Annotated in this window: 27 protein-coding genes; 13 read left to right on the forward strand and 14 right to left on the reverse strand. The window is 69.9% G+C overall.

Annotated elements, in window-relative coordinates:
• Nucleotides 1-35: 35 nt before the first annotated feature.
• The 9 genes from ACIO3R_RS38630 to ACIO3R_RS38670 form a co-directional block, all read right to left on the reverse strand.
• Nucleotides 36-239: a hypothetical protein gene (locus tag ACIO3R_RS38630; protein ID WP_402111789.1), complete on the reverse strand. Its 204-nt coding sequence runs from the start codon at nucleotides 237-239 to the stop codon at nucleotides 36-38.
• Complete coding sequence (locus ACIO3R_RS38635) at nucleotides 236-787, reverse strand: hypothetical protein (RefSeq protein ID WP_402111790.1); 552 nt, start codon at nucleotides 785-787, stop codon at nucleotides 236-238. Before ACIO3R_RS38635 ends, ACIO3R_RS38630 begins: the two co-directional genes overlap by 4 nt.
• 136 nt (nucleotides 788-923) lie before the next feature.
• Nucleotides 924-2,606, reverse strand: a complete 1,683-nt coding sequence (locus ACIO3R_RS38640; protein ID WP_402111792.1) for a DUF2637 domain-containing protein — start codon at nucleotides 2,604-2,606, stop codon at nucleotides 924-926.
• Nucleotides 2,607-2,848: 242 nt separating this feature from the next.
• Complete coding sequence (locus ACIO3R_RS38645; protein ID WP_402111793.1) at nucleotides 2,849-3,223, reverse strand: hypothetical protein; 375 nt, start codon at nucleotides 3,221-3,223, stop codon at nucleotides 2,849-2,851.
• Nucleotides 3,224-3,334: 111 nt separating this feature from the next.
• The gene (locus tag ACIO3R_RS38650; protein ID WP_402111825.1) at nucleotides 3,335-3,529 is read right to left on the reverse strand and encodes a DUF5999 family protein; all 195 of its coding nucleotides are present in this window, start codon (nucleotides 3,527-3,529) and stop codon (nucleotides 3,335-3,337) included.
• 284 nt (nucleotides 3,530-3,813) lie between these two features.
• Nucleotides 3,814-3,993, reverse strand: coding sequence for a hypothetical protein (locus ACIO3R_RS38655; RefSeq protein WP_402111794.1), 180 nt, complete (start codon nucleotides 3,991-3,993; stop codon nucleotides 3,814-3,816).
• On the reverse strand, nucleotides 3,983-4,183 hold the full coding sequence (locus ACIO3R_RS38660) for a hypothetical protein (protein ID WP_402111796.1): 201 nt from the start codon (nucleotides 4,181-4,183) through the stop codon (nucleotides 3,983-3,985). The genes ACIO3R_RS38655 and ACIO3R_RS38660 overlap by 11 nt, the downstream gene beginning before the upstream one ends.
• Before the next feature lie 123 nt (nucleotides 4,184-4,306).
• On the reverse strand, nucleotides 4,307-4,711 hold the full coding sequence (locus ACIO3R_RS38665; RefSeq protein WP_402111797.1) for a hypothetical protein: 405 nt from the start codon (nucleotides 4,709-4,711) through the stop codon (nucleotides 4,307-4,309).
• A gap of 169 nt (nucleotides 4,712-4,880) precedes the next feature.
• Nucleotides 4,881-5,492 (reverse strand): hypothetical protein, encoded by a 612-nt coding sequence (locus ACIO3R_RS38670; RefSeq protein ID WP_402111798.1) that lies wholly within the window; start codon nucleotides 5,490-5,492, stop codon nucleotides 4,881-4,883.
• A gap of 362 nt (nucleotides 5,493-5,854) precedes the next feature.
• On the opposite strand from ACIO3R_RS38670, the gene ACIO3R_RS38675 reads away from it, so the two are divergent.
• The 5 genes from ACIO3R_RS38675 to ACIO3R_RS38695 all read left to right on the forward strand — a co-directional run bounded on the left by ACIO3R_RS38675 (nucleotide 5,855) and on the right by ACIO3R_RS38695 (nucleotide 13,007).
• A complete protein-coding gene (locus ACIO3R_RS38675) occupies nucleotides 5,855-6,613 on the forward strand; it encodes a GntR family transcriptional regulator (protein ID WP_402111799.1) in 759 nt (252 codons plus the stop codon).
• On the forward strand, nucleotides 6,610-7,320 hold the full coding sequence (locus tag ACIO3R_RS38680) for an AAA family ATPase (protein WP_402111801.1): 711 nt from the start codon (nucleotides 6,610-6,612) through the stop codon (nucleotides 7,318-7,320). The genes ACIO3R_RS38675 and ACIO3R_RS38680 overlap by 4 nt, the downstream gene beginning before the upstream one ends.
• Nucleotides 7,321-7,533: 213 nt before the next feature.
• On the forward strand, nucleotides 7,534-8,763 hold the full coding sequence (locus ACIO3R_RS38685) for an XRE family transcriptional regulator (RefSeq protein WP_402111802.1): 1,230 nt from the start codon (nucleotides 7,534-7,536) through the stop codon (nucleotides 8,761-8,763).
• A 1,236-nt stretch (nucleotides 8,764-9,999) separates the two neighbouring features.
• The gene (locus ACIO3R_RS38690) at nucleotides 10,000-12,180 is read left to right on the forward strand and encodes a hypothetical protein (RefSeq protein ID WP_402111804.1); all 2,181 of its coding nucleotides are present in this window, start codon (nucleotides 10,000-10,002) and stop codon (nucleotides 12,178-12,180) included.
• Nucleotides 12,177-13,007: a DciA family protein gene (locus ACIO3R_RS38695; protein ID WP_402111806.1), complete on the forward strand. Its 831-nt coding sequence runs from the start codon at nucleotides 12,177-12,179 to the stop codon at nucleotides 13,005-13,007. The genes ACIO3R_RS38690 and ACIO3R_RS38695 overlap by 4 nt, the downstream gene beginning before the upstream one ends.
• Here the strand turns inward: ACIO3R_RS38695 and ACIO3R_RS38700 are convergent.
• Nucleotides 12,997-13,602: a hypothetical protein gene (locus ACIO3R_RS38700; protein ID WP_402111807.1), complete on the reverse strand. Its 606-nt coding sequence runs from the start codon at nucleotides 13,600-13,602 to the stop codon at nucleotides 12,997-12,999. The two genes, ACIO3R_RS38695 and ACIO3R_RS38700, sit on opposite strands and share 11 nt — an antisense overlap.
• A gap of 142 nt (nucleotides 13,603-13,744) precedes the next feature.
• Between ACIO3R_RS38700 and tap the strand changes: the two genes are divergently transcribed.
• Entirely contained in the window at nucleotides 13,745-15,997 is a 2,253-nt protein-coding gene (gene tap / locus ACIO3R_RS38705) for a telomere-associated protein Tap (protein ID WP_402111808.1), read from the forward strand.
• Nucleotides 15,998-16,012: 15 nt separating this feature from the next.
• The gene (gene tpg / locus ACIO3R_RS38710) at nucleotides 16,013-16,570 is read left to right on the forward strand and encodes a telomere-protecting terminal protein Tpg (protein WP_402111809.1); all 558 of its coding nucleotides are present in this window, start codon (nucleotides 16,013-16,015) and stop codon (nucleotides 16,568-16,570) included.
• Nucleotides 16,571-16,656: 86 nt separating this feature from the next.
• Here tpg (ACIO3R_RS38710) and ACIO3R_RS38715 read toward each other — a convergent pair whose 3' ends face one another.
• A complete protein-coding gene (locus tag ACIO3R_RS38715; protein WP_402111810.1) occupies nucleotides 16,657-17,475 on the reverse strand; it encodes a GNAT family N-acetyltransferase in 819 nt (272 codons plus the stop codon).
• 127 nt (nucleotides 17,476-17,602) lie between these two features.
• Here ACIO3R_RS38715 and tpg (ACIO3R_RS38720) point away from each other — a divergent pair, with 127 nt between their 5' ends.
• Nucleotides 17,603-18,193 (forward strand): telomere-protecting terminal protein Tpg, encoded by a 591-nt coding sequence (gene tpg, locus ACIO3R_RS38720; protein WP_362132429.1) that lies wholly within the window; start codon nucleotides 17,603-17,605, stop codon nucleotides 18,191-18,193.
• A 199-nt stretch (nucleotides 18,194-18,392) separates the two neighbouring features.
• Here the strand turns inward: tpg (ACIO3R_RS38720) and ACIO3R_RS38725 are convergent, their stop codons facing one another.
• The gene (locus ACIO3R_RS38725) at nucleotides 18,393-19,379 is read right to left on the reverse strand and encodes an alpha/beta fold hydrolase (protein WP_402111812.1); all 987 of its coding nucleotides are present in this window, start codon (nucleotides 19,377-19,379) and stop codon (nucleotides 18,393-18,395) included.
• A gap of 145 nt (nucleotides 19,380-19,524) precedes the next feature.
• Between ACIO3R_RS38725 and ACIO3R_RS38730 the strand changes: the two genes are divergently transcribed.
• From ACIO3R_RS38730 to ACIO3R_RS38750, 5 genes are all read left to right on the forward strand, one after another.
• Complete coding sequence (locus tag ACIO3R_RS38730; protein ID WP_402111813.1) at nucleotides 19,525-20,154, forward strand: helix-turn-helix domain-containing protein; 630 nt, start codon at nucleotides 19,525-19,527, stop codon at nucleotides 20,152-20,154.
• Nucleotides 20,155-20,334: 180 nt separating this feature from the next.
• The gene (locus ACIO3R_RS38735) at nucleotides 20,335-21,141 is read left to right on the forward strand and encodes a hypothetical protein (RefSeq protein ID WP_402111814.1); all 807 of its coding nucleotides are present in this window, start codon (nucleotides 20,335-20,337) and stop codon (nucleotides 21,139-21,141) included.
• Between the two features lie 270 nt (nucleotides 21,142-21,411).
• Nucleotides 21,412-21,645: a hypothetical protein gene (locus ACIO3R_RS38740; RefSeq protein ID WP_267829255.1), complete on the forward strand. Its 234-nt coding sequence runs from the start codon at nucleotides 21,412-21,414 to the stop codon at nucleotides 21,643-21,645.
• Nucleotides 21,645-21,914 carry a hypothetical protein gene (locus tag ACIO3R_RS38745; RefSeq protein ID WP_402111816.1) on the forward strand — a complete coding sequence of 90 codons (270 nt, stop codon included), beginning with the start codon at nucleotides 21,645-21,647 and terminating at the stop codon, nucleotides 21,912-21,914. Before ACIO3R_RS38740 ends, ACIO3R_RS38745 begins: the two co-directional genes overlap by 1 nt.
• A 16-nt stretch (nucleotides 21,915-21,930) precedes the next feature.
• On the forward strand, nucleotides 21,931-22,452 hold the full coding sequence (locus ACIO3R_RS38750) for a hypothetical protein (protein ID WP_402111818.1): 522 nt from the start codon (nucleotides 21,931-21,933) through the stop codon (nucleotides 22,450-22,452).
• A 1,465-nt stretch (nucleotides 22,453-23,917) separates the two neighbouring features.
• Here the strand turns inward: ACIO3R_RS38750 and ACIO3R_RS38755 are convergent.
• Complete coding sequence (locus tag ACIO3R_RS38755; RefSeq protein ID WP_402111820.1) at nucleotides 23,918-24,337, reverse strand: helix-turn-helix domain-containing protein; 420 nt, start codon at nucleotides 24,335-24,337, stop codon at nucleotides 23,918-23,920.
• A gap of 55 nt (nucleotides 24,338-24,392) precedes the next feature.
• Nucleotides 24,393-25,013: a hypothetical protein gene (locus ACIO3R_RS38760; RefSeq protein WP_119612515.1), complete on the reverse strand. Its 621-nt coding sequence runs from the start codon at nucleotides 25,011-25,013 to the stop codon at nucleotides 24,393-24,395.
• Nucleotides 25,014-25,709 lie beyond the last annotated feature (696 nt).

The raw sequence follows: 25,709 nt of genomic DNA on the forward strand, positions 1-25,709 counted from the left end.
CGGAGAGTAGGAGGCGGTGATGAAGAAGAACTTCGTCACCCTCCGTTGTTCTTGTAGAAGTCGTGCAGCGTGGCGGTGAGCTTGCGCCACACGTCCGGCTTGCCGTCGCGTTCGGCCTGGCGGGCCAGGGTCCGGCACGCGTCGTACCAGACCCCGGCCCGTTCCTTCTCGGTCTCCGCTTCCGCGATCCGTGCGTTCCAGTGCTTCGCGCGGTTTTGCGTCTGCCGAGGCGTCGTCACCCCTGCTCTCCCTTCGCGAAGTAGTCGTTGATCGTGCGGTTCGGGGCCTGCTCACCACCGGCCGCCATCGGCCACTGCTGCCAGGGGTTGTCCGGCGCCACAAACTCCGCCGGCCTCGCCTGCCCGGCCGTGCCCGGGGCCTGCGCCTGCGGGGCGTTGAGCGAGGTCACCGTCTTGTTCAGCGAGCCCGCGACGGCTGCGCCGACCGCGGTCTGGCGGCTGTTCTTGCGCTCCAACTTCTTGGCCTCCGCCGTCGCCCTGCGCTGCGGGAGCTCCAGGACCTCGTTGACGTAGGTCGCGTACAGGGCCTCCGCCTTGCTCGCGGCCTCGCCGGACGCCTTCTGCATGGCCTTGAGCTGCCGCGCGACCTTCCAGGCCCGGAGCCGCTTGGACATCCAGCGGTCGCCCTCGATGGGCGTCTGCTCCAGGCGGCTGCGCACGATGTCGGCGATCTGCCCGTACTGCTGGGCGTCGCGAACGTGCTGGTCGCGGACAGTGGCGGTGAAGGCCCGAAGGCCCTCATCCGTGAACAGTGCGTTGATATCCATGAGGTGGGGATCTCCTTCTCGGGGCGGGGGCGATCTGGGAGGCTTGTGATGGCGTTTCGGCGCCTTCACCGCGCTCCCGAGGCGCTGACTTCGTCTCGGGGGCCGGTGGAACCGTCGAACAGCTCGTTCATGCAGGTCACTGCTCCGGGCGGTAGCCCTGGTTGAGCAGGTCGACCGCTTCCTGGCGGTACTTCGAAGCCGTGTCGGTGGAGGACACCGCCGTTTCGCGCTGGATGTCGGCGAGCAGCACCTGGTCGGCGTCGCCGCCGGCGGCCAGGATCATCCGGGCGACCTTGCGGACCGCCCGCTCACGCGGGCTGAGCTTCGCGGCGTCCTCGATTTCGACCGCGCGCCGCTCGACTTCGGCAGCAGCCAGCCGAGCTTCGGCAGCGGCGTACTCGGTTTCGGCCTCACGCTTCCGGGCGGCCTGGACGTTGGCGTCGGCGGTCGCCTTGCGCTCGTTCTCCTGCGCCGTGAGCCGGTCGGTTTCGGTAGCACGGCGGCGGGTTTCGGCAGCGGCCCTCTCGGTTTCGGCAGCAGCCCGATCAGCTTCGGCCGCACGCAGGCGGGCCTCCGCAATCTCCGCCGTCTCGATCGCCTGAGCCTCCGCCGCGGCGACCCTGTCGGCCTCCGCCGCGAGCCTCCGCTTCTCCGCCGCCTGGCGCTCCAGTTCCGCCGCGCGGACATCCGCGGCGGCCTTGGCCTCGCGCTCCTGGGCCTCCCTGCGCTCCGCCTCCGCCTCGCGGGCGCGGGCCTCAGCGATGACGGCCGTCTCCAGCGCCGCCTCCTCCAGCTCAGCGGCCCGCTCTGCGGCGCTGATCTGGGCTCGGGCGTGCGCACGGGCCTGGCCGGTCTCGCCTTCCACCCGGGCGCGGACGGCCTCGAGCTGACCGTCTGCCTCCAGCCGGTCGGCCTCCGCCTTCTTCCGGGCGAGCTCCTGGCGCGTCTCCGCGTCCAGGCGCCGGCGCTCAGCTTCCTCCGCGCGGGCCTCAGCGTCACGTTCCTGCTGCTCAGGCATCTCCAGGGCTTCGGTGACCGTGTAGCCGTACGCGGCCATCTTCATCGGCAGCCGCTCGTCCTCGGTCGCCTTGCCCAGGTCGCCGTTGTACTTGCGCTTGAGCCACTGCTCGTAACCGATGAGGTCCTGCTGGCGCTGGATCATCTCCGGATACGAGCTGATGTTGTGCAGCCGCATCCGGCGGTAGAACCGCGGTGTGGCGATGGGGGAGAGGATCCAGCGGTGCAGCGGGATCCGGTCGGTGGCCGTTCCCGCTTCCAGCCTGGCCTTCTGGATGATCAGGCGGCGGGCGGCCTCCACACCGATCACGAACAGGATCGGCATAATGCCGTGCGAGGCGGCCTTGACCGGGTCGGCGCTGATCTGGCCCTGTGAGCTGGCGTTGAACCAGATCGTGGCGCCGGTCATGGCGTGCGCGGCCACCCGCAGCAGCGGCCACGGGGTGCTCTTGCGGATCAGGTACAGGTCCAGCGCGAGGAACGCGATGATCGACGCGTCCACGCCGACCGGGAACCACGGCGCCAGCTCCTTGCTGAATCCCCAGCTCAGAGCGACTTTCGCCAGGGTGCTGTACGACATCGCGAAGCCGATGACGCCGACCAGCGTGCCGCCGATCGCGGCGACGAGCGACAGGGCCGTCATCAGCCGGTCGCGGGTGGGCTTGATCGGCTTCCGCTTGTCCGGCCGCGAAACGCCCCGGGCCGCTCCCGAAACCTTCTCGGGTGTGCCCGAAGCAGCGATCGGCGGGTGCGAAACAGGGGTGTCGGGGGCCGCGCTCTGCGGCACTTCGGTGATCGTCATGGGTGCCTCCGGAAGGGGTCGTTCTGGGCGGGATCGAAACGGTGGCCGCTGCTCCCGAAACGCGAGGGGTGCGTTCCCGAAGCTGCGGTCAGGGCGGATGGTTGCTTGCGAAGCGGACACCCGCTCTACCCGCTCCGGGCGCACGAAAGGACCGGCGGCCCGGGAGGCGGGCAGCCGGTCTGACGAAGCGCTGTGGGGCGGACTCGAAACTGTCTGCCGCTCCCGCCGGGCGGGAACGAAAGTCAGGTCGTCGGAACCGGGTCCGCGAGCGACATCAGGTCCCTGCTCTCGAAGTGCCGGGACAGGACCCGAGCGGTCTCGCGCCGGGCCGTCTCAGCGTCCGGAGCCGCGACCAGCGAGGCCACGAGCTCCTCCAGGTCCTCCTTGAGCTCGGTGTGGCCGCGGTGCAGACCCTCGAAATCCCGGCGCAGACCCTCGAACTGCTCACCGCTCTGCCGCAGCCGGGTCAGGGACCTGGTGGACAGCCCGCGGTGGAAGTCGAGCTGCGCGGTGACGCTGGTGAGCTCGCTCTCCAGGCCGGGAACCTTCGCGGCCTGGCGGACCTGCTCCTGGTCCTGGCGGGCGGTGCGGCCGGTCATGATGCGGATGCGGAACACGTGCACTCCCTGCTGTTGTGGCGGCCGGGCTGTCCGGCTCCCCGTCACCGCCCGTCCCGGCCGCCATGGTTCGGCGGTCGGGACGGGCGGATCAGGCAACCGTCAGATCGGTCAGACCGCAGCCGCGGCGAGGGGCCGGTGCGGGGCGATGATCCGGCCGTCGGGCAGCAGCTCCCCGGTGTCCTCGAAAAGCAAGAGGCCGTTGCACAGAAGGCTCCAGCCCTGCTCCGGGTAGGACGCGATGGTGTGTGCGGCCTCCCGGTCGGGGCTGGTGGCGGTCGGGCACCTTGGAGTGTGGGTGCACAGCGAGGCCGGCAACTGAGTGGCAGTCGTCGTGGTGTGGGGCTGGGTGCTGCTACGCATGGGCTCTCCCGCGGGAATGCGGGGCGACCGGTTGCAGGTCTGGGCGTGTTCCCGGGCAAAGTCGGGGGTCGTCTGGAGCGTCCAGGCGTACTCGCCGCAGCCGGTGCAGTCGCTGCTCAGGGAGCCGTCGGTGTCCCGGTGGACGTGCACGGTGGCTCCGGCCGGGGTGAAGAACTGGCCGACCGGGACAAGGGAGGTGACGGTGGCGGTCATGGTGTTCCTCTCTGTCAGGTCCTGCGGAGGTGGGTGAGGTAGGCGTCCTGGAGCCGGACGAACTGTTCCCGGAGCGGCGCCCCGGCGGGGCAGTGCTGGCCGGCGTCCAGGGACGTGCAGGGCTCACAGCCCTTGCGGTGCGCGCGCCAGGTATCGGACGCAGTCAGGTAGCGGGTCTGGAGGTCAGCGGCCACGGTCGGCGGCTCTCTGTGCGGGGGAGGGGTGGGTTTCGGCTGCGGGATGCCCGGCATCCCAAGCCCTGGCGGCAGCCGCGGCGGCCGCGGCCAGGAGCGCGAGGGAGAGCGGGTGGCGCAGGCCGGACACGGTGATGGCCCGGACCGCGTGCTGCTGGGCGATCCGGGCCGCTCGTATCGGATGAGGCATGTCGCGTCGGCTACTTCTGTCCGCCGCCGCACTGGCACGGCTCATGCCGCACCGACTGGTACGGCTTACCGTCAGCGCCGACCTGATTCACGGTGACCATGCGCGGGGGGTGTCCACAGCTACTCACAAGGCCACCGCCTTCACGGCCGGGGCCGGGGCGGCGGAGCTGCCGCAGCGGCAAGTCCAGAACCCGCACAGCACGCAGGCGTCATCCGCACCCGCACGGGGTGCGGACGGGGTGAAGGTCAGCGACCGGGTCATCCGAAGCACCGGCCGCAGGGTCTGCCCCGGGGCCATCTCCTCCAGGGTGCGGCGCGCCCGGCGGCCGGCACTCACGGCGCGATGGTCGCCGTCGGCCACCAGGTGGTCCACGAGCTCACGGAAGCAGCGATCGGTCTCGTCCCGCTCGTAGCCGCGCCCGTCGTCGCCGCCCCGGTCGTCCTGGCGGCCGATCTCCTCAGCCACGCCCGCACGGGGAGCCAGAGCGGCCCGCAGGCCGTTCATCCGGGTGGAGATCATTCGTGTCATGCTGTCCATCAGGTCCTCCGAGTCAGGTCCTGGACAGTCCGAGGGCTGCAATCCCAAGGGCTGTCACGATCACTCCCCATTTGGGGAGTCGACTGCTGTACGAGCAGCCAAGGCCCCGGCCTCCCCATCTGTGGGGTGGCCGGGGCCTTGGTCGTTCGTCCAGAGCAGGTCAGCTCGCGCGGCACTCGGGGTGCAGCGTCTTGAGCGGCACCGACGGTGCGCCCAGAGGTGCTTCACCATCCGGCAGCTGCGCGCGCCGGGTGTCGGCGTCGCGGACCGCGGGCGCGGTCGACACCCACTTCATCTCGCGCAGCAGCCACAAGGGCCGGCCGTCGCCGGAGTCGTCGTCCGCCCTCGCCGTCTGCTTCTGCGCGGCGATCTGGCTGACGGCCGGGGCCAGCGCGACCTTCGGCTTCCGCAGCACGGTGGTCTTGCGGCGGTGAACGGTCTCCGAGTTGCCGTCCTCCAGGCGTTCCTGCCACTTCTTGACCGTCATGTCGATGGTGACCAGGCGGTTGCTGCCCAGGCGGCAGCGGACGGACGCGTCCTTGTTCGCAAAGCCGGTGTCGTGCGGCACGACCTTGGGCTTTCGTGTCTGGAGGCCGGTGATCGGCACCCACGTCTTGCAGTCGGGGCAAATCAGCGACGCGCAGGCCGGGCGCAGGTCGTACTGGTGGGGCTTGAGGCTGGAGATGACAAGCGCCGGGCGGGCGTTGACGGTGCGGGAGCGGGTTCGACTCCGGCGGGGCCGGGCGGTGCGCTCAAGGGTGGAAGCAGACATCTGAACTCCTCGTGGACGGAGTGACAGGGAGCGCGTCGCGAATGCTCTCTCTGCCCCCCAGGCCGCACGGCACAAAGCCGGCGTCCCGCAGGACAGACAGCGCACAGCGCTGCGACGTGCACGCAGTTGTCGCGGCCGTCAGGCTCCGGAGGAGTTCGATGGTGCTCTCGCGCCCTCGGATCCCAGCGAGCTGAGGAGGGCTACTCCGGCCGACCCCGAAGGGCGGACGACTACTGCGGTGGTTCGACTACTCGGCGTTCCGTGAGGCTCACCGTCTTACATACATCAGGTTGCCTCAGGTACCCTCAGGTGTCAAGCGGTATAGTGAGGCACCTAGACGGAAAAGAAGGAGGCGAGGCGACATGCCAGGGCAACCGAGGGCCGACAACCGGCCGCCGTACGCGCGCATCGCGGGTCACTACCGCGACCTCATTAGTTCCGGGGAGCTCGCGCCGGGCGACCTGCTGCCCAGCATCCGGGCCCTGGCAGATCAGTGGAACGTCAGCACTGCAACGGCCGACCGCGCCATGAAGCTGCTGCGCGACGAGAAGCTGGTCAACGGCATCCCGGGCGTCGGCACCGAGGTCATGGCGCGGCCCGTGTCGCTCGCCTCGGGGTCCGAGCGTCACGACCGCAGCAGCAAGACGAAATCGTCGTGGGGCGTAGGAGAGAAGTCCTCCGGCCACACCGCTGGCATGGTGCCGGCCCCGGAGGACGTCGCGCATGTGCTCGGCATCGACCCTGGTGACGACGTGATTCGCCGGAGCCGCGTCTACCGGGACGCTCACGGGATCGTCTCCCACTCAACGTCCTGGATCCCGGCGGAGTTCGCCCAGGTGCTGCCCGAGCTCGCGCGCAGCGAGCGCCTCAAGGGCGGGCTGTCGCTGGACCTCATCGCTGAAGCCACAGGGCGGCAGGTCGAGCAGCGCATAGATGAGGAGACCGCTCGGATCGCCACGAAGGAGGACCTGGAGCTCCTGGAGCTGGACGCCGAAACCGTCGCAGCGATCCTGGTGCTGACCGCCAGGTTCCTGGACATCGACGGCCAACTCCTCGAGTACGGCGTAGACCTGGGTGCTCCTGGCCGGACGCGGCGCACCACGACCGAAGTGTCTCGGTGAACGCCCGCGACGCCGTCCTCCTGGACGACACCCTCGTCAACTGCCTCGAAGCGCGGCTTGGTGAGCTCCTTCGAGCTGAGCGCGCCGACACCCTCACCCTGGAAGGACGATTCGAGATCAGCCGCATCTCTGCAGCCCTGTCCGGCCGGCCGGGACCTGCGCCCCGCGCGATCCTCATGACCGGCCTGCAGGGTGCTGGAAAAACGACCCTCGCCCGCGCTTTGGAGGAGAGTGGCTTCCGACGTCTCTGCCCTGATGAGGAGATGTTCCGCCGCTACGGACACTACGGTCGCGACTTCCCCCGCGGCGAGTTCCGTGTCCGGGAGGCGCCCGTCCTCAAGGACATCGCCCTGGAGGTACAGCAGCTCCTGGCGGCCGGACACGAGGTCGTAGTTGACCACGGGTTCTGGACACGGGAAGAGCGTGCTTTGTGGGCAGCAACCGTTATGGAGGCCGGCGGTGAGCCTGTGCTGATCTACTTGCCTGCGCCTCACGAGGTGCGCTGGGAAAGGATCCGAAAGCGCAACGAGAAGTCGCTGATCGACGCGAACAGCATCTCGTTCAGCGAGGACGACCTGCTTCGGCATGCGAACCGCTTCGAGGCGCCCACCGCCGACGAACCGCACATCGTGTACGCCGGAGATCCGGCGCACGTACTGGCAGAGCTTCGCCGTGCACGTCCTTCCGCGGATGGCGGCCGCCATTGAGTACCTCCCAGTCACCTCACGGAGCGCTTCCGTTACATGACGGTGCTCAAAGGCAGGCTCTGCGCCTAGTGACGAGTGCTGGTGACATCTGGAATGTCACCGCTACTTGTCACCTCCGCGCGATCAAGGCGCCGTGCCATGCTCGGCCGCAGAAGGGCCAGCCTCCTGTCGGGCAGGCTGCGCCGCTGAGCCGTACGGGGAAGGGGAACAGCAATGGATGAACGTCCCGACTGGGCACGCCGGATGGTTGAGGAGCGCGCGGCGCGCGACTGGTCGCAGGTCGACGCGGTCCGCGCGCTGATGGCCCGCCTCCCTGACGACCAGGTCGTGAGCGAGCAGGACCTGCTCCGGCAGTGGAAGCGCTGGGAGGCAGGCGATGCCCAGCCCGTGAAGTACAGGTCGGTCATCGCTCAGACCTTCGGCACGACCACCGGAGCGTTCTTCCCCGAGAAGTCCCGCCGGGACGGACGGGCGGAAATCTTGCAGGTCAGCGGCATGGACACCGTCGACATCATCGCCCGGCTGCGTGCCTCGGATGTGGATGTCGCGACGCTGGACGCGCTGCGGATCACGGCGGACCGGCTGTGCTGCGAGTACGCGTACCTGCCCGCCGACCAGCTGCTCCTGGAGGGCAAGGCGTGGCTCGCCCGCGTCGTCGGCCTCCAGCACCAGCGGGTCAGCCTGGCGCAGCACCGCGAGATCATCGCGCTCTCTGGGAAGTTGTCGCTCCTGGTGGGCTGCGTCGAGTACGACTCCGGCCGCCCGCGCGACGCGGAGGCCACCCGGCAAGCCGCACTGATGCTCGGTCAGGAGGCTGGGGAGCTGAGCGTGCAGGGCTGGGCGCACGAGATGCGGGCATGGTTCGCGCTGACCCGGGGTGACTACCGCGGCGTCATCGCGGCCGTGGAGGCCGGCATCGCCGTGGCGCCGACCGAGAGCGTCGCCGCGCAGTTGTACGCGCAGAAGGCGAAGGCGTGGGCTCGGCTGGGTGACCGGTCGCAGACCGAAGTCGCGCTCGACAAGGGACGCCAGATTCTCGAACTCCAGCCGTACCCCGAAAACATTGAGAACCATTTCGTCGTCGACCCCGCGAAATACGATTTCTACCGCATGGATGCACTCAGGAAGTCCGGCGAGAACCGCCTCGCGGAGCAGCTGGCCAACGAGGTCATCCGGGCGGGTACGGATTTCGACGGAACGGAGCGGTCGCCCATGCGGATCGCGGAGGCCCGCGTCACGCTTGGGGTTGTCGCCGCGCGCGAGGGCGACCTGGACACGGCGCTCGCCTACGGGGAGCGGGCCCTGGCGGGGGAGCGGAAGTCGTTGCCGTCGCTCGCGATGGTGGCCGCCGACCTCGGGCAGGCTCTCCAGACGCACTACGGACACGCCTCCGAGGCGCAGGAGTTCGTCACCCACCTTCGCGAACTGCGGGGTGGCCAATGAGCTTCCCGTTCGGCGGGCAACTTTCCGATTACGTACCGCGTCGCGGTCGCGGCATTCCGGGCCTCTCGGACTCTGCGCCAATTCGCCCCGCAAATATGTCGGGTCGTGCAGTTAGGCTGTGCCCAGCAGTGATCCAAAACGACGAGCACCCCGCGACCGGGCCTGGTCTACGGGGTGGCTCGAACGGGGCAAAGCTCCGTTGGCGACGCACCTGGAATGGAGGTGATCGCGGGATGAAGGCTACCCGCACGCGCGGAACTACACGCGCCGCTACGCCGTTGATCTTCTGCGATCACGCCATCCGGACTGTGCCCGCGCATGCTGACGCCAGCCTCCGGATTCTGGGGGTTGGGATGACCTAGCCAGCCATCGACCGCGCGTGTCAGAGAAGGTGGACTCGCAATCCCCTTCGGCCCCGCGCGGCCCGTCTACCGCCTGGATTCGCAACCCAGGTCGGTCGCTCAGATCTCGGTTCGCAGCCGACTCTGAGCCACGGCTTATCAAGCCGCTGTATTCCCACCGGCCCCTTATCAGGGCCACTGCTCAACCCGCGGGCCCCCGGCAAGGGGCTTCGCGGTCGCACCAAGTCCGTCGACAGAAAAGGATCCGCCTCTGGCCTTCGTACTGAGCCCGCTCCTCACGGAGGGGGCTCCCACACATCCACACGAACCACCGAGTCGCGCTCCCGGCAGGGAGCCCGTCTGCGTTGATCCATATGAAGGCTGGTATCGCCATAGTGCACGAGCACCGCAGGTCTTGTCAGGTCGACCACGACCAGGCCAGTACCCCCTCTGGGGTGATTGCCGCAGGTTGTGGTGTCCCCCCTGACGGGATTGTGACGCACATCACGCGCCTTGTCCCTCACTCTGATGGCGCAGGGTCGGCGGTCCGTCCGGCCTCGGGAGTCCCGGAGGCGAGGTCGGACGCCGCCCTGATCCACCTCGTCCGGGACGTCATCCACAACTTCGTCGACGACGTCCTCGAGGGGGCCGTCCCGTGTGGCGGGACGGTTTCCAAGATTGTTGCCCGCCGTGCGGGAGCGACGGGGGCAATCGGGGCTCGTCGGCCTCTGTCCACAGGGCTTCCGTTGCAGGGTCGGCGGATGGATCACGAAGCGCGCGTTCGGCCTGCTGAGGGGGGTGTCCGCTTTGGCGTGTACACCGGCCCGATGACACAGGCGACGTTGGGATGTTCGGCCCTCGCGGTGGCCGCCGCTCCGGTCGGGGCGGTGGACCGATGAGCGCCGTGGCGGCACCGACCGCCGTGCTCCCGCGCCCTCGTACGCAGTTCGCCGGCGGGGCCTCGCGTCGTCGGTTGCGGTCGGTCCCGGCGCAGGCTGGTCCGGTCGCGCGGCTGGAGCTGGGTAACCCGCTCCAGTTGTCGAAGACGATGCGGGCCCGGCTGCTCGCCGCGGTGCGCGCGCTGGTGACGTCTCCGGCGCTGGCCGGGGCGTCCGACGGCACGCGGCTGGCGTCGGTCGTGCTGACCGCGAAGGCGGATGCGCGCAGGGACTTCGAGACGTCGATCTGGGCGCAGGAGCTCGGGCGGTGGCTGGGGGTCTCCCAGTCGACGGTCGCGCACACCGTGCTGCCCGAACTGCGCGGCGCCGGGTTCCTCGGCTCGAACGTCGCGACCAACAGCATCGGGTGGGCGACGGGCCTGGAGTGCTGGGTGATCCCGATGTACCGGGCGCAGCAGGCCGGCGACCGGCGGCATGCCCTGGCGCTGTCCCGCTCGGAACTGGCGGTGCTGCTCAGCCTGATCACCGTGCTGTTCGGTCCGGGGTGGGCGCCGAAGAACAAGCCGGTGGTCCCGGCCGGGCTGCTCGCCGGTCGTACGGGCCGGGGGGCTGCGACGGATCGGCTCGGGCTGCTGCTGATGGTGCTGACGACGGGGTCGGCGGGCTGGCTGCAGCTGTGCCCGGGGTCGGTCGACACCGAGCGTGGGCGTCCGGCGGCGACGGTGGCGCGGCTGCTGGGCTGCACGGCGGCGGCCGGTGCGAAGGTGCTCAAGCGCCTCCAGGAGCACGGCGTCGCGGACGTGGTGCGCAAGGAGACCGGCTCGGGCCTGAACGCGCAGTCGCGGGTGCGCCTGGTGCCGGTCGCCAAGGCCCACGGTGTGGCCGTGCGGGAGGCCCGCCGGGTCGCGGACGCCGTGTTTTCAGACCTCGCCGGTACTGCATCCGGAGATCTTGAGTCCGGCGAGACGGGCGAGACCCTTGTGGCAACTGGGATCGAGGGTGCCGGGCAGGGCGAGACGACTGGATCGGCAGACCTCGCCGCAACTGCACAGCACCACGCTCTCCACGCTTCTGGGGTTACTCCTGGTGGTCCTCTCGCGCTCTCTGATGGCTTTTCCGGCGAAGGCCGTGGTGGGAACCACCGTCTGCCGGACCGCGCGTGCGTGCGCGAGGACGGCGGCCCGCTCCGCGGGGAACAGCAGGAGAAGTCCCCGGTCGTCGAAGGCGTGAAGGGCAGCGGTGGGCTGGTGACTGGTGCTCCGGTGCGGGTCGTGGACGGTGCGGACCAGGGCAGGCAGCAGCGGGGGAGGGTGCCTCTGCCGCCGGAGGATCTGCGGGCCGTCCTGGCTCCGGTCGATCTGGTGTGGGCGCGCCTGGAGCGTCCGGCCGCCCGGAAGCTGGTGGAGGCCGCCGCCCGTGGCGAGCTGGCCCGGGTGGTCGGCCTCGCCGGCCGTACGGATGCTCCGCAGGTCCTCGCCGACCGGGTCGCCCGGCGCCTGGAGGACCAGATGCGACTGGCCGGGCCGATCAAGGACCCGGTGGGCTGGCTGATCGGCCTGGCCCTGCCGCAGCGTCAGCGGTGCGGCGACGTGCGGTGCGACGACCGGGTGCTGCTCGACTCCGGCACGGACTGCCCGCGCTGCGGGGAGAAGCAGGCTGACCGCCGTGACCAGCGCCGGGCGGTCGCGGCCGCCGTCGACGCCGCGTTGCCGTACGCCTCCGAGACCGAGCGCCGCGCGGCGACCGAGCAGCAGCTGCACCAGGATGTCACCGCCCAGGCGTGGATCCGCGAACATCGGTGGGCACAGGTTCGCGAGCAGCAGGCCGCCGCAGCTCAGGCCCGTGCCGAAGCTGCGGCCGCCCAGCCGGCCGACGACGTCCCGGCCGTGCCGATGGCGCCGGTCGAGCTGCCCGCGCCGCGTCCGTTTGCCGCGCCCGACCCGGTCGACGACGTCGACCAGGAGCAGGAGCTCGTCCTCGAGGACCTGACCCGTGAGCAGGTTCGGGCCTGGCGGGTGCGGGGGTTGAAGGACCACAGCGTCGTCCTCGATCACATCGACCAGTACGGCGAGACGTCGGCCAGGCGCCTGTTCAGCAACCAGGTAGTCGACCAGGCACAGCACCACTCCCTGCTCGGGCACCTGGACCTCGGCTACACGACCTGGGGGCAGGCATGAGCGAGGGCGAGGTGTCCGGAGTCGACCTGGCCCGGGTCGCGCTGCGGGCCGCAATGGAGGCGGCCCGGAAGAACGGCGCCGGTCAGAAGGCGAAGAAGAAGCCGCGGACCGGCACGGTGGTGCGGCGCGACGGGCGTGAGCCATTGGGCCTGGGTGCCGCGATCGGCGCGCTGGTGACCGAGCGGGCCTGGGAGCTCCCGGCCGCCGGCGCTTCCCTGCGGGACCGGTGGGCGGCCATCGCCCCGGAGCTTGCCGGGCACGTCGCCGCCGTGTCGTACGACCCGGACTCCGGCCAGCTCACGGTGTGCCCGGAGTCGTCGGCGTGGGCGACGAAGGCCCGCCTGGAGCAGACCCGTGTCATCGCGGCCGCCAACAAGGCCGCGGGCCGCACCGTCGTGCACGCCCTGCGGATCCTGCCGCCCGGCCCCGTACCCGCGCCCGGCCCGGCCGACGTCGCTCGGGCCGAACAGGACCGAGCGCCCACCGGTCCGGCGAAGTCCAGGGAGACGGCGTGCGAGGGCTATCGCCGCGCGCTTGCCGCACATCAAGAGGCCGCCGGGCTGTCCCGTGTGGACCCGGGTATCGCGGAGGCGGTGGAGCGGCAGAACCGGGCAATGCGTGAGCTGTCCCGCAGGGCGTTCCCCGAGACCGACGTCATCGCGGACGATGCGCCGGCTCCGATCGACCAGGCCCGTACCCAGCGCCGCCGCGAAGCCGACGTCTCCCACGCGGCGGCGCTGCGCCGGGCTCGTGCGGAGCGCGCGGCGAGGGAGGCCGGGACGGCGGCCGTGCTTCCGCAGCCAACTCCGCTCCGGTTCACGGCGTGACAGGAGGGGCGGCAGGATGTTCTGGTGTGGTGTTGAGAAGGTTGATCAGGGCCTCGTCGTTGAGTGTCTTTCTCGCTGCGATAGCGAACTGGTCGACAGCTCCCGAGGCTTTGTTCCGGTATTCGCCCAGATCCTCCCAGTCTTCGAAGTCGAAGAAGCTCTCCATCGGCCACAGGAACACGGTGAGGACTGCCTCCATGACCTGGGTCGGATAGAGCATCGAGTCGGGGCCTTCAACCCGTACGCGGGTGTACAGCGGTGCGAAGTCCTTGAGTTTCTCCTCTATCTGCTGGACGACGGCCGCGAACTGCGTCCTGTCGTTCGCTTCGATACATCCGAGCGCGCGCTCCAGGAGTTGCATGACCCAAGACGCCTGAGTGAGTACGGCCGTGTACGCCTGAGCCCGGGGGTCGTGACGCTGGTTCAGGTACTCAAGCCGGAGCTGCCACTGAGCTTGGGTCAACTGAGTCTGGGCAGTGATTCGCGCCTGCTGTTCCGCCTTTCGGCCGGTGATGTAGGCGGATCCTGCTGCGCCAAGCGCTCCCACCGCTGCACCGATGACACCACCGAGAAGTCCCGCGAGCCCAGCATCCATGGTCAGGAGTCTGCCGGTCCCCGTTCGCCCCTGTCCCGCGTTTCGATACAGCTCTATCGAACGCGCAACGTACGCCATTCGTACGGCGAACGTACGCGCATCGTGCGTTTCATGGGGTAGGATGTTGGTCAGGAGGTAACCCATGTCCGAGTTGTTCGACGCGGTCGACGCCCTGCTCGCGTCCCGCGCCACGCTCCCGCCACCGGCGGAGCGCAAGCGGCTGCGTGCTGCCCACGGCCTGACGATCGACGAGGTGGCCACCGCCCTGAAGGTGCGCCGCGCCACGGTCAGCGGGTGGGAGTCCGGCAAAACCGAGCCCCGGCCGCCGGAGCGCGACGCCTACGCCCGGCTGCTGGACAAGCTCGCGGAGCTCTACCCCGCACCGGCCGACGCTGCCGTGCCCGCTCCTGACGCTGCGGTGCTGGCCACGTTCACCGGCGCGCCCGCCCCGGCGGAAGTGCCGACTCTGTCCACAGGTCCGGCGTCCGAGGCTGCGGTCATGACTGCAACCGAGAACACCCAGACCCCTGCCCCTGCTCCCGTCGCCCCTGTTCCGGCGGCTGCGCCGCGTCCGGCGAGCACCACCAGGCCGACGTCGTCGACATCGCGCCGCCCGGGTGCGAAGAAGGCGGCCCCGGCCGGAACCCCGGCGGGCGAGAGCGACCCGCGATTCGAGAACGGACCGCTGGCCGTCGTCGACGTCGAGGACGGGAAGGTGCTGGCGTACTGCACCGGTGGCCTGGTCCTGGACGTGCCCGCCAAGTCCCTGCCGTCCTTGGTCGACTGGACGCTCAAGGAGGCGAAGCTCGGGCAGCCGAAGCTGTCCGGCCCGGGAAGGCCGGCCGACCCGCTGATCGTGCTCACCGAGGCCGCGTGCGAGCGCTACGGTCTGCCCGTCGCGTTCACGGCGGAGGAGAAGGACGCCGGGCGGATCCCGGAGGGCCACAAGGTCGTCAAGCAGCTGGTGCGCGCCGACTGGAAGCTCACCAAGCGCGGGTTCGGGCCGTGGGCACGGATCTACCGCCCGGCCAAGGGTTCGGACCGCCAGTGCGTGCAGCTGTGCATCCCGTCGTGGAACGCGCTGGACGCCCGGTTCTGGGGCGACGCCGCGCAGCTTCCGCCGGCGGAACTCGCCCGCGTCCTGGGCGTGTATGCCTCGAGGGTGATGACGCCGCGCGGCTCCACCGCCGTCACCGGCCTGGAGCTGATGACCGCGCTGCACCCGCCGACCCACGCCGTGCGCGACGAAGAGACCGGCGCCCTGCGGCAGGCCGAGACCAAGACGCCCGGGTCACTGGGTAAGGACCCGGTGGACTGTGCGCCGTGCGAGGCCCCGGACGGGCACCCGCTCCTGGCGGACCTGCCGCGTTTCACCGTCCGGGGGCCGGACCAGAAGCTGTTCGAGGAGGCGTACGACTGGGCGCGGCCGATGACCGATGACGAATGCACGCTGCGCTACCTGGTCGGCCTGGACGTGAACATGGCGTTCGCCGCCGGTGCGAACGGGCTGAACGTCGGCCTCGGTGAGCCGACGCACGTCAAGGCTCCCGCGTTCGATCCGAAGCTGCCCGGCTCGTGGCTGGTCGACCTGTCCCACGTCGACCTGTCGAAGGTGAAGGTCGGCAAGGAGTGGGTGGAGCTGGACGGCTCGCTGCTCCCCTCGCCGTTCACGCCGAAGGGCGACCGCCCCACGGGCCCGGCCTGGTACGCGACGCCCACCGTCGCGTACGCCCAGGAGCTCGGCTACGACGTCGCGCCGATTGAGGCGTGGGTCCGGTACGAGAGCGGTCGCTACCTGGACGGCTGGTACGGGCGGCTGCGTGACGCCTACCTCGCCACGATGGCCGACCTCGGCGTCGATGCCGACCTCGCCCCTGCCGACTTCCTCGCGGCGATGGACGGCTACAAGGAGCGCGACCCGGAGCTGACGATCGTCGTCTCGGCGATCAAGGCGACGGTCAAGGGCGGCCTGGGCAAGCTCCGCGAACGCCCGCGTGGGGAGGGCTGGCGGCCGGGCGAGCGGTGGCGTGCCCTGGAGCGCCCGACGTGGCGCCCCGACATCCGGGCGGCGGTCATCTCCCGCACCCGGATCAACCTCCACCGGAAGATCGTCAAGCACGCGGCGTTCACCGGGCAGTACCCGATCGCGATCCTGTCCGACTGCGTCGTCTACGCCGCCTCCGGACCGTCGCCGCTGGACTTCCTGCCCTACCGGGAGGGCAAGCCGCTGCCCGGCGGCTTCAAGCTCGGCATCAACCCCGGCCTGGTCAAGCACGAGGGCACCCAGACCGTCCTGTGGGGAGAGGAAGTCCGCGAGCAGTTCAACGCCCCGGAGCTCAACCTCGCCCGGTCCATCAAGGACGGCACCGTCACCGACGCCGACAACGGCGAGTAGGGGAGTACGCAGGCGATGAGCATGTTCGGGGACGGCCTGGACAAGGCGGTGCAGAAGGCGTTCACTCGCCCGGCACCCAAGTCCGCGGGCCCGCAGATGCGGTACATGGTCAAGCAGCTCGGCGGCACGAAGGCCGTCGCCGACCTGCTGGGCATGTCGCAGCGGCAGGTGGAGCGGTACGTGGCGGGCAAGGCCAAGAAGCCACGTGCCGACCTCGCCGCGCGCCTGGAGCGTGAGGTGACCAAGCGGTGGCAGCCGCAGATCCGGGCCAAGGCCCGGCAGAAGGCGGCGACGACCGGCGGCATCGTCATCGACGCCCGCGCCCGCATGGGCTACACCGCGCCGATCGGCTCCACGGACCAGGACCGCATCCGGCACCTGACCGTCGCCCTACCCCCGGTCTACGCCGCCCGCCTCTTCGACGCCCAAGCGGCCGGGGCCAGTGACGACCGTCTACGGGAGATTGCGGCCGAAGCGCTCAAGGAGGTGTACTTCCAGGACGGCGGCCGCCGCGCCGGCAGCCTGGACGAGGTCCGCATGCTCGATGTCGAGCACCTGGAGTTCGACCTGTAGCAGCCGCGCCCCGAACAGCCCGCGAGCCCGGACCAAACTGGTCCGGGCTCGCTCGCGTTCCGAGGGTGACGGGCCCGGTCACCCGCTCAGTGCGCAGGGCCGGGCAGGACGCCCCTGATGACCAGCTGCCGCCCGTACGGCGTGGCCATGGGCTCCATCTGGACGCCGGTGCGCAGCGGCTTCACCGAGAAGCAGAAGCCCTGGATCGGGCCGTGGCAGATGAACCCGAGCGGTGTGGGGATGCCGATGCCGTCGGGGGAGAGGGTGAAGCCGAGCCCTGCGTAGAAGTCCGTCAGCTCCGGCTCGTGCGTGACGTACAGGACGGCCGCGCCGAACTTCCCCTTCTCGTGCGCCGCCATCGTCCTCTCGGCTTCGGCGACCAGGGCGCGCGCGACGCCATGCCCGCGCCAGGCTTCCACCACGGCCAGGGAGTCCAGGCTGGAGACCAGCCCGGCGATGATGTGGGCGTTGGGCGATCCGGCGAGCATGGGGTGGTTGTAGGCCCACACCGCCGGCATCCCGAGCATGCCGCCGACCAGCGTGCCGGACGACGTCTCCTCCACCACGCGTGCGCACGTGTACTTCTCCGGATCGAGGCTCTGGTCGATCACGGCCGGGAGCACCCGCCAGGAGCCGTCGGGGTTGTCCGGGTCGGCCATCCGGATCACTGGCTGGAGCGCGGCCGCGTCGTCTCGGGCCGCATCCCGCAGTTGGAGGCCGTCCGGCAAGGCCGGGGCGTTCACCGGGATGATGGTGCCCGGTTGGACCGCGAAGCCCGCCGTGGAGGTCGTGGCGGCGTACATGCGCTCGCCCATCACGTTCCCCGAGAACAGGCGCTCCGCCTCGCGGCGTGCCGGGTTCCCCGACCGCCGGGCGCCCTTGCGCGCCCCGTTCCGCTTTCCCACGGTGTTCCTCCCCTTGTCACCGCAACCCTCCCCCACCCGCGCACCCTCCTAACGCCGTTCAGCGGAGACCGACTTGGGCACCGGAGCCCGGCCGCTGTCCACAGGTGAACCATGAGCCCCTGGGGGCATGAGCGATCACGAGCAGCAGCAGCCGGCCCCGCGCCGCGGCAAGGTCCTGGAGGCCCTCGCGCGGGCGGAGCGGAAGGTCTTCACCCGGCCCGCGCCCAAATCCGCAAATGCACAGGTGAAATTCCTCCTCACGCGGGCGAAGGGATCGACCAAGGCCCTGGCGGAGCGCCTGGGCGTCTCGCGCCGAACGGTGGAGCGCTACCGGGCCGGGAAGCTGACGACCCCGCAGAAGCGCCTCCAGGCTGCCCTGGTGGAAGAGACGGAATCCGAGTGGCAACCGCAGGTCAGAGCGCAAGCGCGCGCACAGGCGTCGACCTCCAGGGGGATGATGGTGGAGGTGACGGCCTACTTCGGATTCACCTGCACGGGCAGCTCGGACGACGGCCGCGAGCGCCAGATCACCACGGACATCTCACCCACCTACGTGAAGCAGATCCTGGAGCTCCAGGAGGCCGGTGCGACGGAGGAGGATCTGCATCCGATCGTCGCGGAGGCCATCACGGAGTCGTATTTCACGGAATGGGGCACACGGGCCGATGGACTTCGCGCGGATTTCACGTCCGTCTCTTCAATTTCCTTCCGGTTCTGACCCGCCCGAATTAGGAGGCTGCTATAAACCAGATCTTGAGCCGACGCACGGTAGTTGTCACATAGGCATGCTTGTTGTCACCGGCGTAGTGGAGTACGTGCGGTGCGACTGTTCGGCACAACCGAGCAGACCGGCATGCGCTGCCTCGGCGCGGCCCACCCGAAAAGCACCGCCAGGCTGCTCAGGTAGCCCGTCTGGTTCAGCTCTGAAGCGTGGCGAGCCAGTCGGTCAGCAGGCTGTTGACCTCGTCGGGGCGTTCCTGCTGGATCCAGTGGCCGCATCCTTCCAGGAGGTGGGAGGCCGACAGGCGGGGGAGGGTGGTGGGGTAGGCGTCGATGGCGTCGGACATCCAGATGGTGGAGGCGTCCAGGGCGCCGCTGATGAACAGGGATGGCTGCCTGATTGGAGCTCCGCGGTACGGGGCGAGGTCTTCCCAGTCGCGGTCCATGTTGCGGTAGCGGTTGAGGGCGCCGGTCAGACCGGTGCGTTCGAACTCCCCGGCGTAGACGTCGAGGTCCTCCTCGCTCAACCATGTCGGGAGCGGGCCGACGGGGAAACGGTCGCGCAGCTGACAGCCCAGGGCCACGAAGTGCGGGGCGGGCTCGCCCTCGGCGGGCATGGTGTCGGCGGACAGGGCCGCGTAGAAGCCGGCGAGCCAGCTCCGGACGCGGGGCTCGATCTCCGCCTCGGCACGGCCGGGCTCCTGGAAATAGGAGACGTAGAACTCCTGCTCGGGGCCGCCCATCTGGCCGAAGACTTCGGTGGGGCGGGGGCCGCCGGGCGGTGCGTACGGGACGCTCAGCAAGCCGACCGCGCGGAAGACTCCGGGGTGGAGCAGGGCGGAGGCGGCAGCGATGTTGGAGCCCCAGTCGTGGCCGACGATCACCGCGCTCTCCTCGCCGAGAGCGCGCACGACGGCGACGTTGTCCTCCACCAGGTCGAGCATTCGGTAGGCGTCGGTTGCGGCGGGCTTGGAGGAGCGGCCGTAGCCGCGCACGTCGATCGCCACTGCCCGGTACCCGGCCGCGGCGAGGGCCGGGAGCTGGCGGCGCCAGGAGTACCAGGACTCGGGGAAGCCGTGCACGAGCAGGATCAACGGGCCGGTGCCCTGTTCTACCAGGTGCAGGCGCCCGGCTGGGGCCTGGACGGTGCGGTGGCGCGGTTCGGCGGTCGGTGCGGATCGCATGGGGGACTTCTCCTCGGTTCGTGGGCGGCCAGCGGGAACCCATCGATCATGCGGCGCTGCGGCCACTCGGCGCGATCAGCGTTGCCATTCTGGCAAGGTTGCAGGACAGGACGGTGAAACGGCACGGCGGGAAGGAACGGGGACGATGGCAGGTGACGACGTGACCCAGACGCTGGCGGCGATGGGGCCGCGGCTGCGGGCCGTGCGCGAGCGACGTGGCGTCACCCTCGCCGCTGTCAGCTGCGCGACCGGCATCTCGCCCAGTACGCTGTCGCGGATCGAGACCGGCCGGCGCAAGCCCACCCTGGAGGTGGTGCTGCAGCTGACGAAGGAATACGGAGTCGCCCTGGACGAGCTGGTCGGCACCGTACCCGCCCCTGCGGCCGAGCCCCGCAGCGCGACGCCGCACAGCTTCGGCGACGACAAGGCAGTGTTGCCGCTGACCCAGTACGTCGGTGGCCTGCACGCCCACAAGCACGTGCTGCCTGCCGTCGCGGAGCAGCCCGGGCGAGCCCGCCAGGTGTCCCACGAAGGCTACGAGTGGCTGTGCGTCCTGTACGGGCGGTTGTGGATCGCACTCGGCAACCAGGACCTCATCCTGGCTGCCGGGGATGTCGTCGAGTTCAACACCCGCATCCCCCACGGAGTCACAAACGCCGGACCCACCGGACCGGTCGAGTATCTGATCATGTTCGGGCCACAAGGAGAACGTCTACGGCTGCGCACCCCTCCGGCCGCTGGTCGCGGCAGTGGTGACAGAAAGGCTGCTGAATGAGCAGTTGTGACAAGCCGCGTGCCTCGTCGGTGACAATCACACCGCTTCGGTCGGCCTCATTCGCCACGTCATCCGGCTCTACCGGTGACAACTATCGTGCTTCGGCTCAGATCTGCGGGCCGCCGTACAGCGCTCTGGCGGCGGCCCGCACCGCATCGGCACGATGAATGGAGACCGAAGATGACCCGGTTCTGGCCGCCCGGCGAGAGCACCCACCGACCGCTCGCCCCGCGCGTTGCCGCGCCCCGCGAGCCGGTCGACCCCGCCCGGATCGGCCGCCGCGTCGTACGGCGCCGGGCGAAGGGCATGGGCGCCGGCGCCATCGCGGCGGCCCTTGAGGAAGCACGCTTCGACGCCCGGCAGGCTTCCCGGCACGAGGACCTGGCCGACGACCTTCGCAGCCGGGCAGAGCTCTCGGAGTGGGAGCGCCTGCACCAGCTGCTCGCCGCGGCCGCGCCGGGCACGGTCTACGACCCGGACACCGACGTCGTCGTCCAGGCCGAGCTCGCCGCCGACGCCGCGGCCGCCGCCGCCCGGGAAACCGAGCTGCGCGAAGCAATGCGGATCGCGGCCCGCGCCGACGAGCTCCAGGCGCTGCGCGAGCTCGGCACCCTGGAACAGACCGAACCCCGTACCGGCGACGAAGCCGTCCGCGACGAAATCACCCGGCGAGCCGGCGGCTACGTCCAGGCCGACGTCGACGCCTGGCTCGCCCGTGCCCTGGCCGCGCACCTCGGGCACTACCGCGACCCGGCAGCCCGCGAGGAAGCCGCCGTCCTCCTGACGCCTCCGGTCCTCGCGCACGCCGCGCTGCTCGCCGAACTCGCCCGCCTGGTCCCCGGCGCCGACGTCGGCGAGCTGGCGTTCGCGGCCCGGATCGCCATCACCGAGTCGGAAGCAGCCGGCGCGCTCGCCGCGTTCCTCACCCGAGTTGAAGGAACGCCACCAGGCCGGCTGCCTGCGGGCCCAGACCCGGTGTCACGCTGACGGAGAGTGGCTGTCACGCTCCCTCGCGATGTCAGATCTTACGTGTCACGCTGCCCGGAATCTGTCCCTGTTTGTCCTTTTCTCGGGTCCGTAGGGCTCTCCAGAGGGCGTTTTTTGGGGGTGGAGCGTGACACTCAAGATTTGGCATCACGCGCACTTATGAGTAGTACGGAGCGTAGTTGCGGGCCGGGTTCCGTCGGAGTGCTCCCGGGCCCGCCTGCCCGGCGATACCGTGGTGAGACAAGCCAGTTCTGCCTTCTGGAGTCCTTGATGAGCGAACAGCCGGCCCCTGCCGATACCGCCGCCCGGCAGCTGGAGCCCGCGGCCGCCGACGCGGTGCGCGCGTACGCGGCCAAGACCCGCGCCGACGCCGACCGGTTCGCCGCCGTCCTCGAGGACATCGCCACCAACGGCCTGCCCGATCCCGAGCAGTGCACCCCGTGGGAGGAACTGCGCGAGGCCCACCTCACCCGCCTCGCCGCCCAGCGCCCGGCCGTCGCCTGATGACCCACCAGCACCGCCGCCGCGCCCGGATCGCGTTCTCCGACTCCGCCGCGAAACAGCTGGAGAACCTGACCAGCGAGGCGGAGATCCACGCCCTGGACCGCGCCCTGGTCGTCGTCTCCGTCAACCCGGACGTCGGCGAGCCAATCCCCGGCAGCACCGCCGGCCCACAGCTGCGCGAGTACGCCGACGAAGTCGAGCACGTACGCCTTCTGTACTGGGTGAGCGCCCTGGGCACCGTGGTGGTCGTAGCGTTCATCGAAGTCTGACCGCGAAGGAGTCGCCGTGCCGACCGTCTTCCAGCAGCTCGCCTCTCACCGCGAGATCACCGCGCTCCGCAACGTGCTGGACTGCTCCCTCGATGCGTCCGTACTGCGCGAGGGAGCAGTCATGGAGTCCGGCTCTCGTCCGGCCTGGCTCATGCTCCTGTGCCCGGCCCACTCCGAGGAGCTCCCCGAATGGCCCGGCGCCGCGACGCACACCGACACCGGCTCGATGTCGTGCGGCACCGTGCTGGACTACCGATCGACTGAAGAGATGTTCCAGTCGCACGCCGATCTGTGGCTGACACCCCTGACCGGGGTGCGGCCGGACGCCTTCGGCGGTATCTGGTCCGAGGTCCTGAACGAGGCCGATCGCGTCCTGGCCGCCCGCCTGGAACGGGAAGCCGACGGCGACCGTGAGGATGAAGTGCTGCAGGGCATGCTGACGATGATGGATATGGCCTGTCGGTCGGCTGCCGAGGACAACCTCACGCAGGCCGTTTCGTCCCTCGCCCTCTGCGAAACACTCGCCCTGCGCCTCTGACGTGCCCCGACTCCACGCCGCTCTTGCACCCATCGCCCGGGTGCCGCTCCGGGAGCCACCGGCCGGCGGCTCGTCCACGGCCCGGCCCGTGGACGGCCTTGCACCCCAATGTAGGTAAGTACTTGTAGTACTTACCTACGGGTTGAACTCTCTTCCCTCTGAGAGCGGAGCTCGTCGCGCGGGCAACACCATCTGCCACTCACCTGTGCCAACACTCGGTCGCCCTCCGGGCCGCATGATCCTTCCCGGCGCTGCGCGGCCGCCGGCTGCGCCCTGACTCCCTTCGGCCTCCCGAGCGGCGATCAAGGGCCCAGAGGCGCTCACGGCGGCGTACGACGGTTCGAGCGGGCGTCGTCGTCGCGTACCTCGAGGTCTGACCCACGACGTCTTGGACCAGGCCGACCACGTGCTGCTCGCCGGTCGAAGAAGCCGTCGCCCGGAGGCGAGGATGGTCCCGCGCAGAACGCCATGTTCATCGTTTGGTGAGGGATCGGGTCCGCCGGTTGGTGAGGGATCGCTCGCGTAAGAGGAAGACGTAGGACTGACTGACCAGATGACGAGCGCGTTCTTCTCACCCGCCGTAGGCGAGATACCGGTGGTAGAGGCTGCGCAAGACCTCGCTGTCGCGGATGTTCGGTTGGGGTTCTGGTGGGTGCGCAGTATTCGCACGGTCGGGCGGAGCTCACCAGCGTGCCCGTAGCGCCACGGCCCACATGATCCTTCCCGGCGCTGTGCGGCCTCCTGCGCCGCTCTGAGCGGTTCCGGGCTCCCGGGACAACGATCACGGGCCTCTTGGGCTCTCACAGCGGCGTACAGCGCTTCGCGGCGTCGGGTGTCTCCGCGGTTCGGCTCCTGCGCCGGTGATCTCGTCTCCCGGCCGCGAGCTCCGCTCTCAGAGGGGGGAGAGTTCAACCCGCAGATAGGCACTACAAGTACTTACCTACATTGGGGTGCAAGATACGGCCCGGCCCGACCCGCTTGGACGGCCCCGCCGACCTCCCGGCGCGGGGCCCCGCTGTGGACCTCCGGCACCACCCAGACCCTTGCACCCTTCTGCTTGCCGCCCGCCCTGCTGCACGAGCTGCTGCTCCTGGTGGTGAAGGGTGCAAGGGCAGCACAGGGGTACAAGACCGGGTGCCGTCCCGGCCGCCCGGCTCGCGGTGCAGCACTCGCCCGACCCAGATGGCACACGGGTGCTGCACGGGTAGCAAGGCCGACCTCACCAGGTGCAGCAACAGCGCAGCAGTCCGGCCCGGCCGCCGGTGGTTGTTCTGCTGCTCCAGAACAAGCCGGTTCACCTGGTGCTACCGCCCACCTGCTGCGCGGGACGTGCGGCGCGGACCGCGCGGTGGCTCGCGTTTGTTCTGCTCCTCCAGAACAAGACGGTTTAGCTAGTGCTACCGGGCAGGGCATGAAGAAGGCGCCGCACTCCTGGTGCGGCGCCTGGGACCTTCGGTGGGACGGTTCAGCCGGTGGCGGCCAGGTTTGCCATCTGGGCGGCGAACCTGGCCCGTCGCTGTTCGGTGAAGCGGCCGGGTTCGGCGGCCTTGATCTCCGGGACCTTCATGACGGGGGAGGACACCTTGCCGCCGGTCAGGAGCGGGTGGAGCTGGTAGAGCCCGTCTTCCAGGCTCCAGGCGAGTCCGCACTCGCGGAGCTCCTTGAAGCCGCGGTTCACTGTCGGCTTGCTCGCGCCCAGCTCGCGCGCCATCTCGTTCTGGCTGATCGAGGCGGTGCCGTTCTCCGGGTCGCTGAGGTACAGCAGCTGGTCCAGGACGCGGCGGCCGGCGGTGGAGACGTCGACCAGGGCCAGGAGGCGCAGCACGGCACGGGGAATCGTGACGGGGGCCTCTGTGGGAGGGCTGGGGACGTAAGAGCTGCTCACGGAGCCTCACCACTTCCGATCAGGTCGACGTATAACGAGGATATGCCGCGCGAGGTCATGCGCTGGCCTTGCGAACCGGCCGCCTCTGGCGCAGCGTCACGACCTTCTCCTTGCGGCGGGCGGACTCCGCGGCCTTCTTCTCCACCTCGCGCGCCTGACGCCACTCGGTGGGGTAGTCGGAGTGCGGGATGAGGCAGGACGGGCCCTCCGCGCTGTTCCAGAGCGCCTGCCACTTTTCCTGCTCGCCCGAGGTGCCGGCCACCGTCAGCCACGGGTTCAGCTGAAGCACGCCGCGCTTGGCGGTCCGCATCCAGCCGATGTGCGCGAAGAACTGGCTGGCCTCGTTCACCGAGGCCGCCGACAGGTTGCACCGGGCCTGGAGGTCGCGCTGGTTGGTCTTCACGAAGCCGCGGGCGGCAGCCCGGGTCTGGTCGTCGGCGCGGTTGGCGTTCTGCAGCGCCACGAGCTTGCACCAGACCTGGAACCAGCTCCCGGGCATCTTGAGACTGCCGAGCACGTCCATCAGCAGCCGGGCGTCCAGCACGTAGCCGCTGCACTCCGCGCTCGCGGCGAACTCCCGGCCCTTGATCTTCTCCACGCCCAGGATCAAGCCGCCCTTGCCGTCCGACCGCGCAACCACGCGCTCGCCGGGGCGGACGATCGGCAGCTGTTCCATCAGCACAGTCCTCCAGAGATGATCAACGTTTCAGCCTGCACGGTAGCACTAGGTAAACCGGTTTGTTCTGGAGAGGCAGAACAAACCGTGGCTCACAGTTACCTGATGATCCGTCAGGTTCAGGGTCCGTTTGTTCTGGATCTCCAGAACACTCAGGACGCGTTTGTTCTGGAAACCTAGAACAAACGGTTTCGGATCACCGCAGGTCAGAGCCGGTTTAGGCGCGGAACTCTCTTATGTGTCACTAGAGCTCAACCAGCACGCGAACCTCCGCCGACACGCCCCGGCGCGTACAGGGCAAGCAGCTGCCAGCGGCGGGCGTGTCCCGTCGACAGCCACCGGATCGAGGAGGGCCGGCCTCTGTCGCTGAGGCAGCTTCGCGTGCGGCACCGCGCCCTCGTGCGGGCCGTGGACGGCAGCAGCGGCTCTGAGTCTCGGGTGGTGCCGACCGTGACGTTCAAAAGCGAGGAAGCGTGGCCGGTGCCGGTGGATTGTTCCGCCGCCCGGCCCGGGGGCCGTTCGGCTCCGGTACCTCCGCACGCCGGAATTCGAGCTTTCCGATATCTGAGGTACCGTTCTGTGGCTCGGGTCCACGACTTCGCAATTCGTTATTCCTCGCGTGGGTGGTGGGAAACGAATTCCAGCGCTGACCTTGCATCAAAAGCCGGACCCCGCCCGGTTGGTTGGGGGTGTCCT

Origin of the sequence: Streptomyces sp. NPDC087428, from assembly GCF_044744085.1 — a bacterium.
GTDB lineage: Bacteria > Actinomycetota > Actinomycetes > Streptomycetales > Streptomycetaceae > Streptomyces.

What these genes read in the sequence shown, in the direction of transcription:
- tpg (WP_362132429.1), top strand. Translation starts at nt 17,603, where the DNA reads ATGAGCGATCACGAGCAGCAGCAGCCGGCCCCGCGCCGCGGCAAGGTC.
- ACIO3R_RS38690 (WP_402111804.1), top strand. Translation starts at nt 10,000, where the DNA reads ATGAGCGCCGTGGCGGCACCGACCGCCGTGCTCCCGCGCCCTCGTACG.
- ACIO3R_RS38695 (WP_402111806.1), top strand. Translation starts at nt 12,177, where the DNA reads ATGAGCGAGGGCGAGGTGTCCGGAGTCGACCTGGCCCGGGTCGCGCTG.
- ACIO3R_RS38635 (WP_402111790.1), bottom strand. Translation starts at nt 787, where the DNA reads ATGGATATCAACGCACTGTTCACGGATGAGGGCCTTCGGGCCTTCACC.
- ACIO3R_RS38725 (WP_402111812.1), bottom strand. Translation starts at nt 19,379, where the DNA reads ATGCGATCCGCACCGACCGCCGAACCGCGCCACCGCACCGTCCAGGCC.
- ACIO3R_RS38675 (WP_402111799.1), top strand. Translation starts at nt 5,855, where the DNA reads ATGCCAGGGCAACCGAGGGCCGACAACCGGCCGCCGTACGCGCGCATC.
- ACIO3R_RS38685 (WP_402111802.1), top strand. Translation starts at nt 7,534, where the DNA reads ATGGATGAACGTCCCGACTGGGCACGCCGGATGGTTGAGGAGCGCGCG.
- ACIO3R_RS38740 (WP_267829255.1), top strand. Translation starts at nt 21,412, where the DNA reads ATGAGCGAACAGCCGGCCCCTGCCGATACCGCCGCCCGGCAGCTGGAG.
- ACIO3R_RS38760 (WP_119612515.1), bottom strand. Translation starts at nt 25,013, where the DNA reads ATGGAACAGCTGCCGATCGTCCGCCCCGGCGAGCGCGTGGTTGCGCGG.
- ACIO3R_RS38670 (WP_402111798.1), bottom strand. Translation starts at nt 5,492, where the DNA reads ATGTCTGCTTCCACCCTTGAGCGCACCGCCCGGCCCCGCCGGAGTCGA.
- ACIO3R_RS38665 (WP_402111797.1), bottom strand. Translation starts at nt 4,711, where the DNA reads ATGACACGAATGATCTCCACCCGGATGAACGGCCTGCGGGCCGCTCTG.
- tap (WP_402111808.1), top strand. Translation starts at nt 13,745, where the DNA reads ATGTCCGAGTTGTTCGACGCGGTCGACGCCCTGCTCGCGTCCCGCGCC.
- tpg (WP_402111809.1), top strand. Translation starts at nt 16,013, where the DNA reads ATGAGCATGTTCGGGGACGGCCTGGACAAGGCGGTGCAGAAGGCGTTC.
- ACIO3R_RS38735 (WP_402111814.1), top strand. Translation starts at nt 20,335, where the DNA reads ATGACCCGGTTCTGGCCGCCCGGCGAGAGCACCCACCGACCGCTCGCC.
- ACIO3R_RS38730 (WP_402111813.1), top strand. Translation starts at nt 19,525, where the DNA reads ATGGCAGGTGACGACGTGACCCAGACGCTGGCGGCGATGGGGCCGCGG.
- ACIO3R_RS38660 (WP_402111796.1), bottom strand. Translation starts at nt 4,183, where the DNA reads ATGCCTCATCCGATACGAGCGGCCCGGATCGCCCAGCAGCACGCGGTC.
- ACIO3R_RS38745 (WP_402111816.1), top strand. Translation starts at nt 21,645, where the DNA reads ATGACCCACCAGCACCGCCGCCGCGCCCGGATCGCGTTCTCCGACTCC.
- ACIO3R_RS38700 (WP_402111807.1), bottom strand. Translation starts at nt 13,602, where the DNA reads ATGGATGCTGGGCTCGCGGGACTTCTCGGTGGTGTCATCGGTGCAGCG.
- ACIO3R_RS38640 (WP_402111792.1), bottom strand. Translation starts at nt 2,606, where the DNA reads ATGACGATCACCGAAGTGCCGCAGAGCGCGGCCCCCGACACCCCTGTT.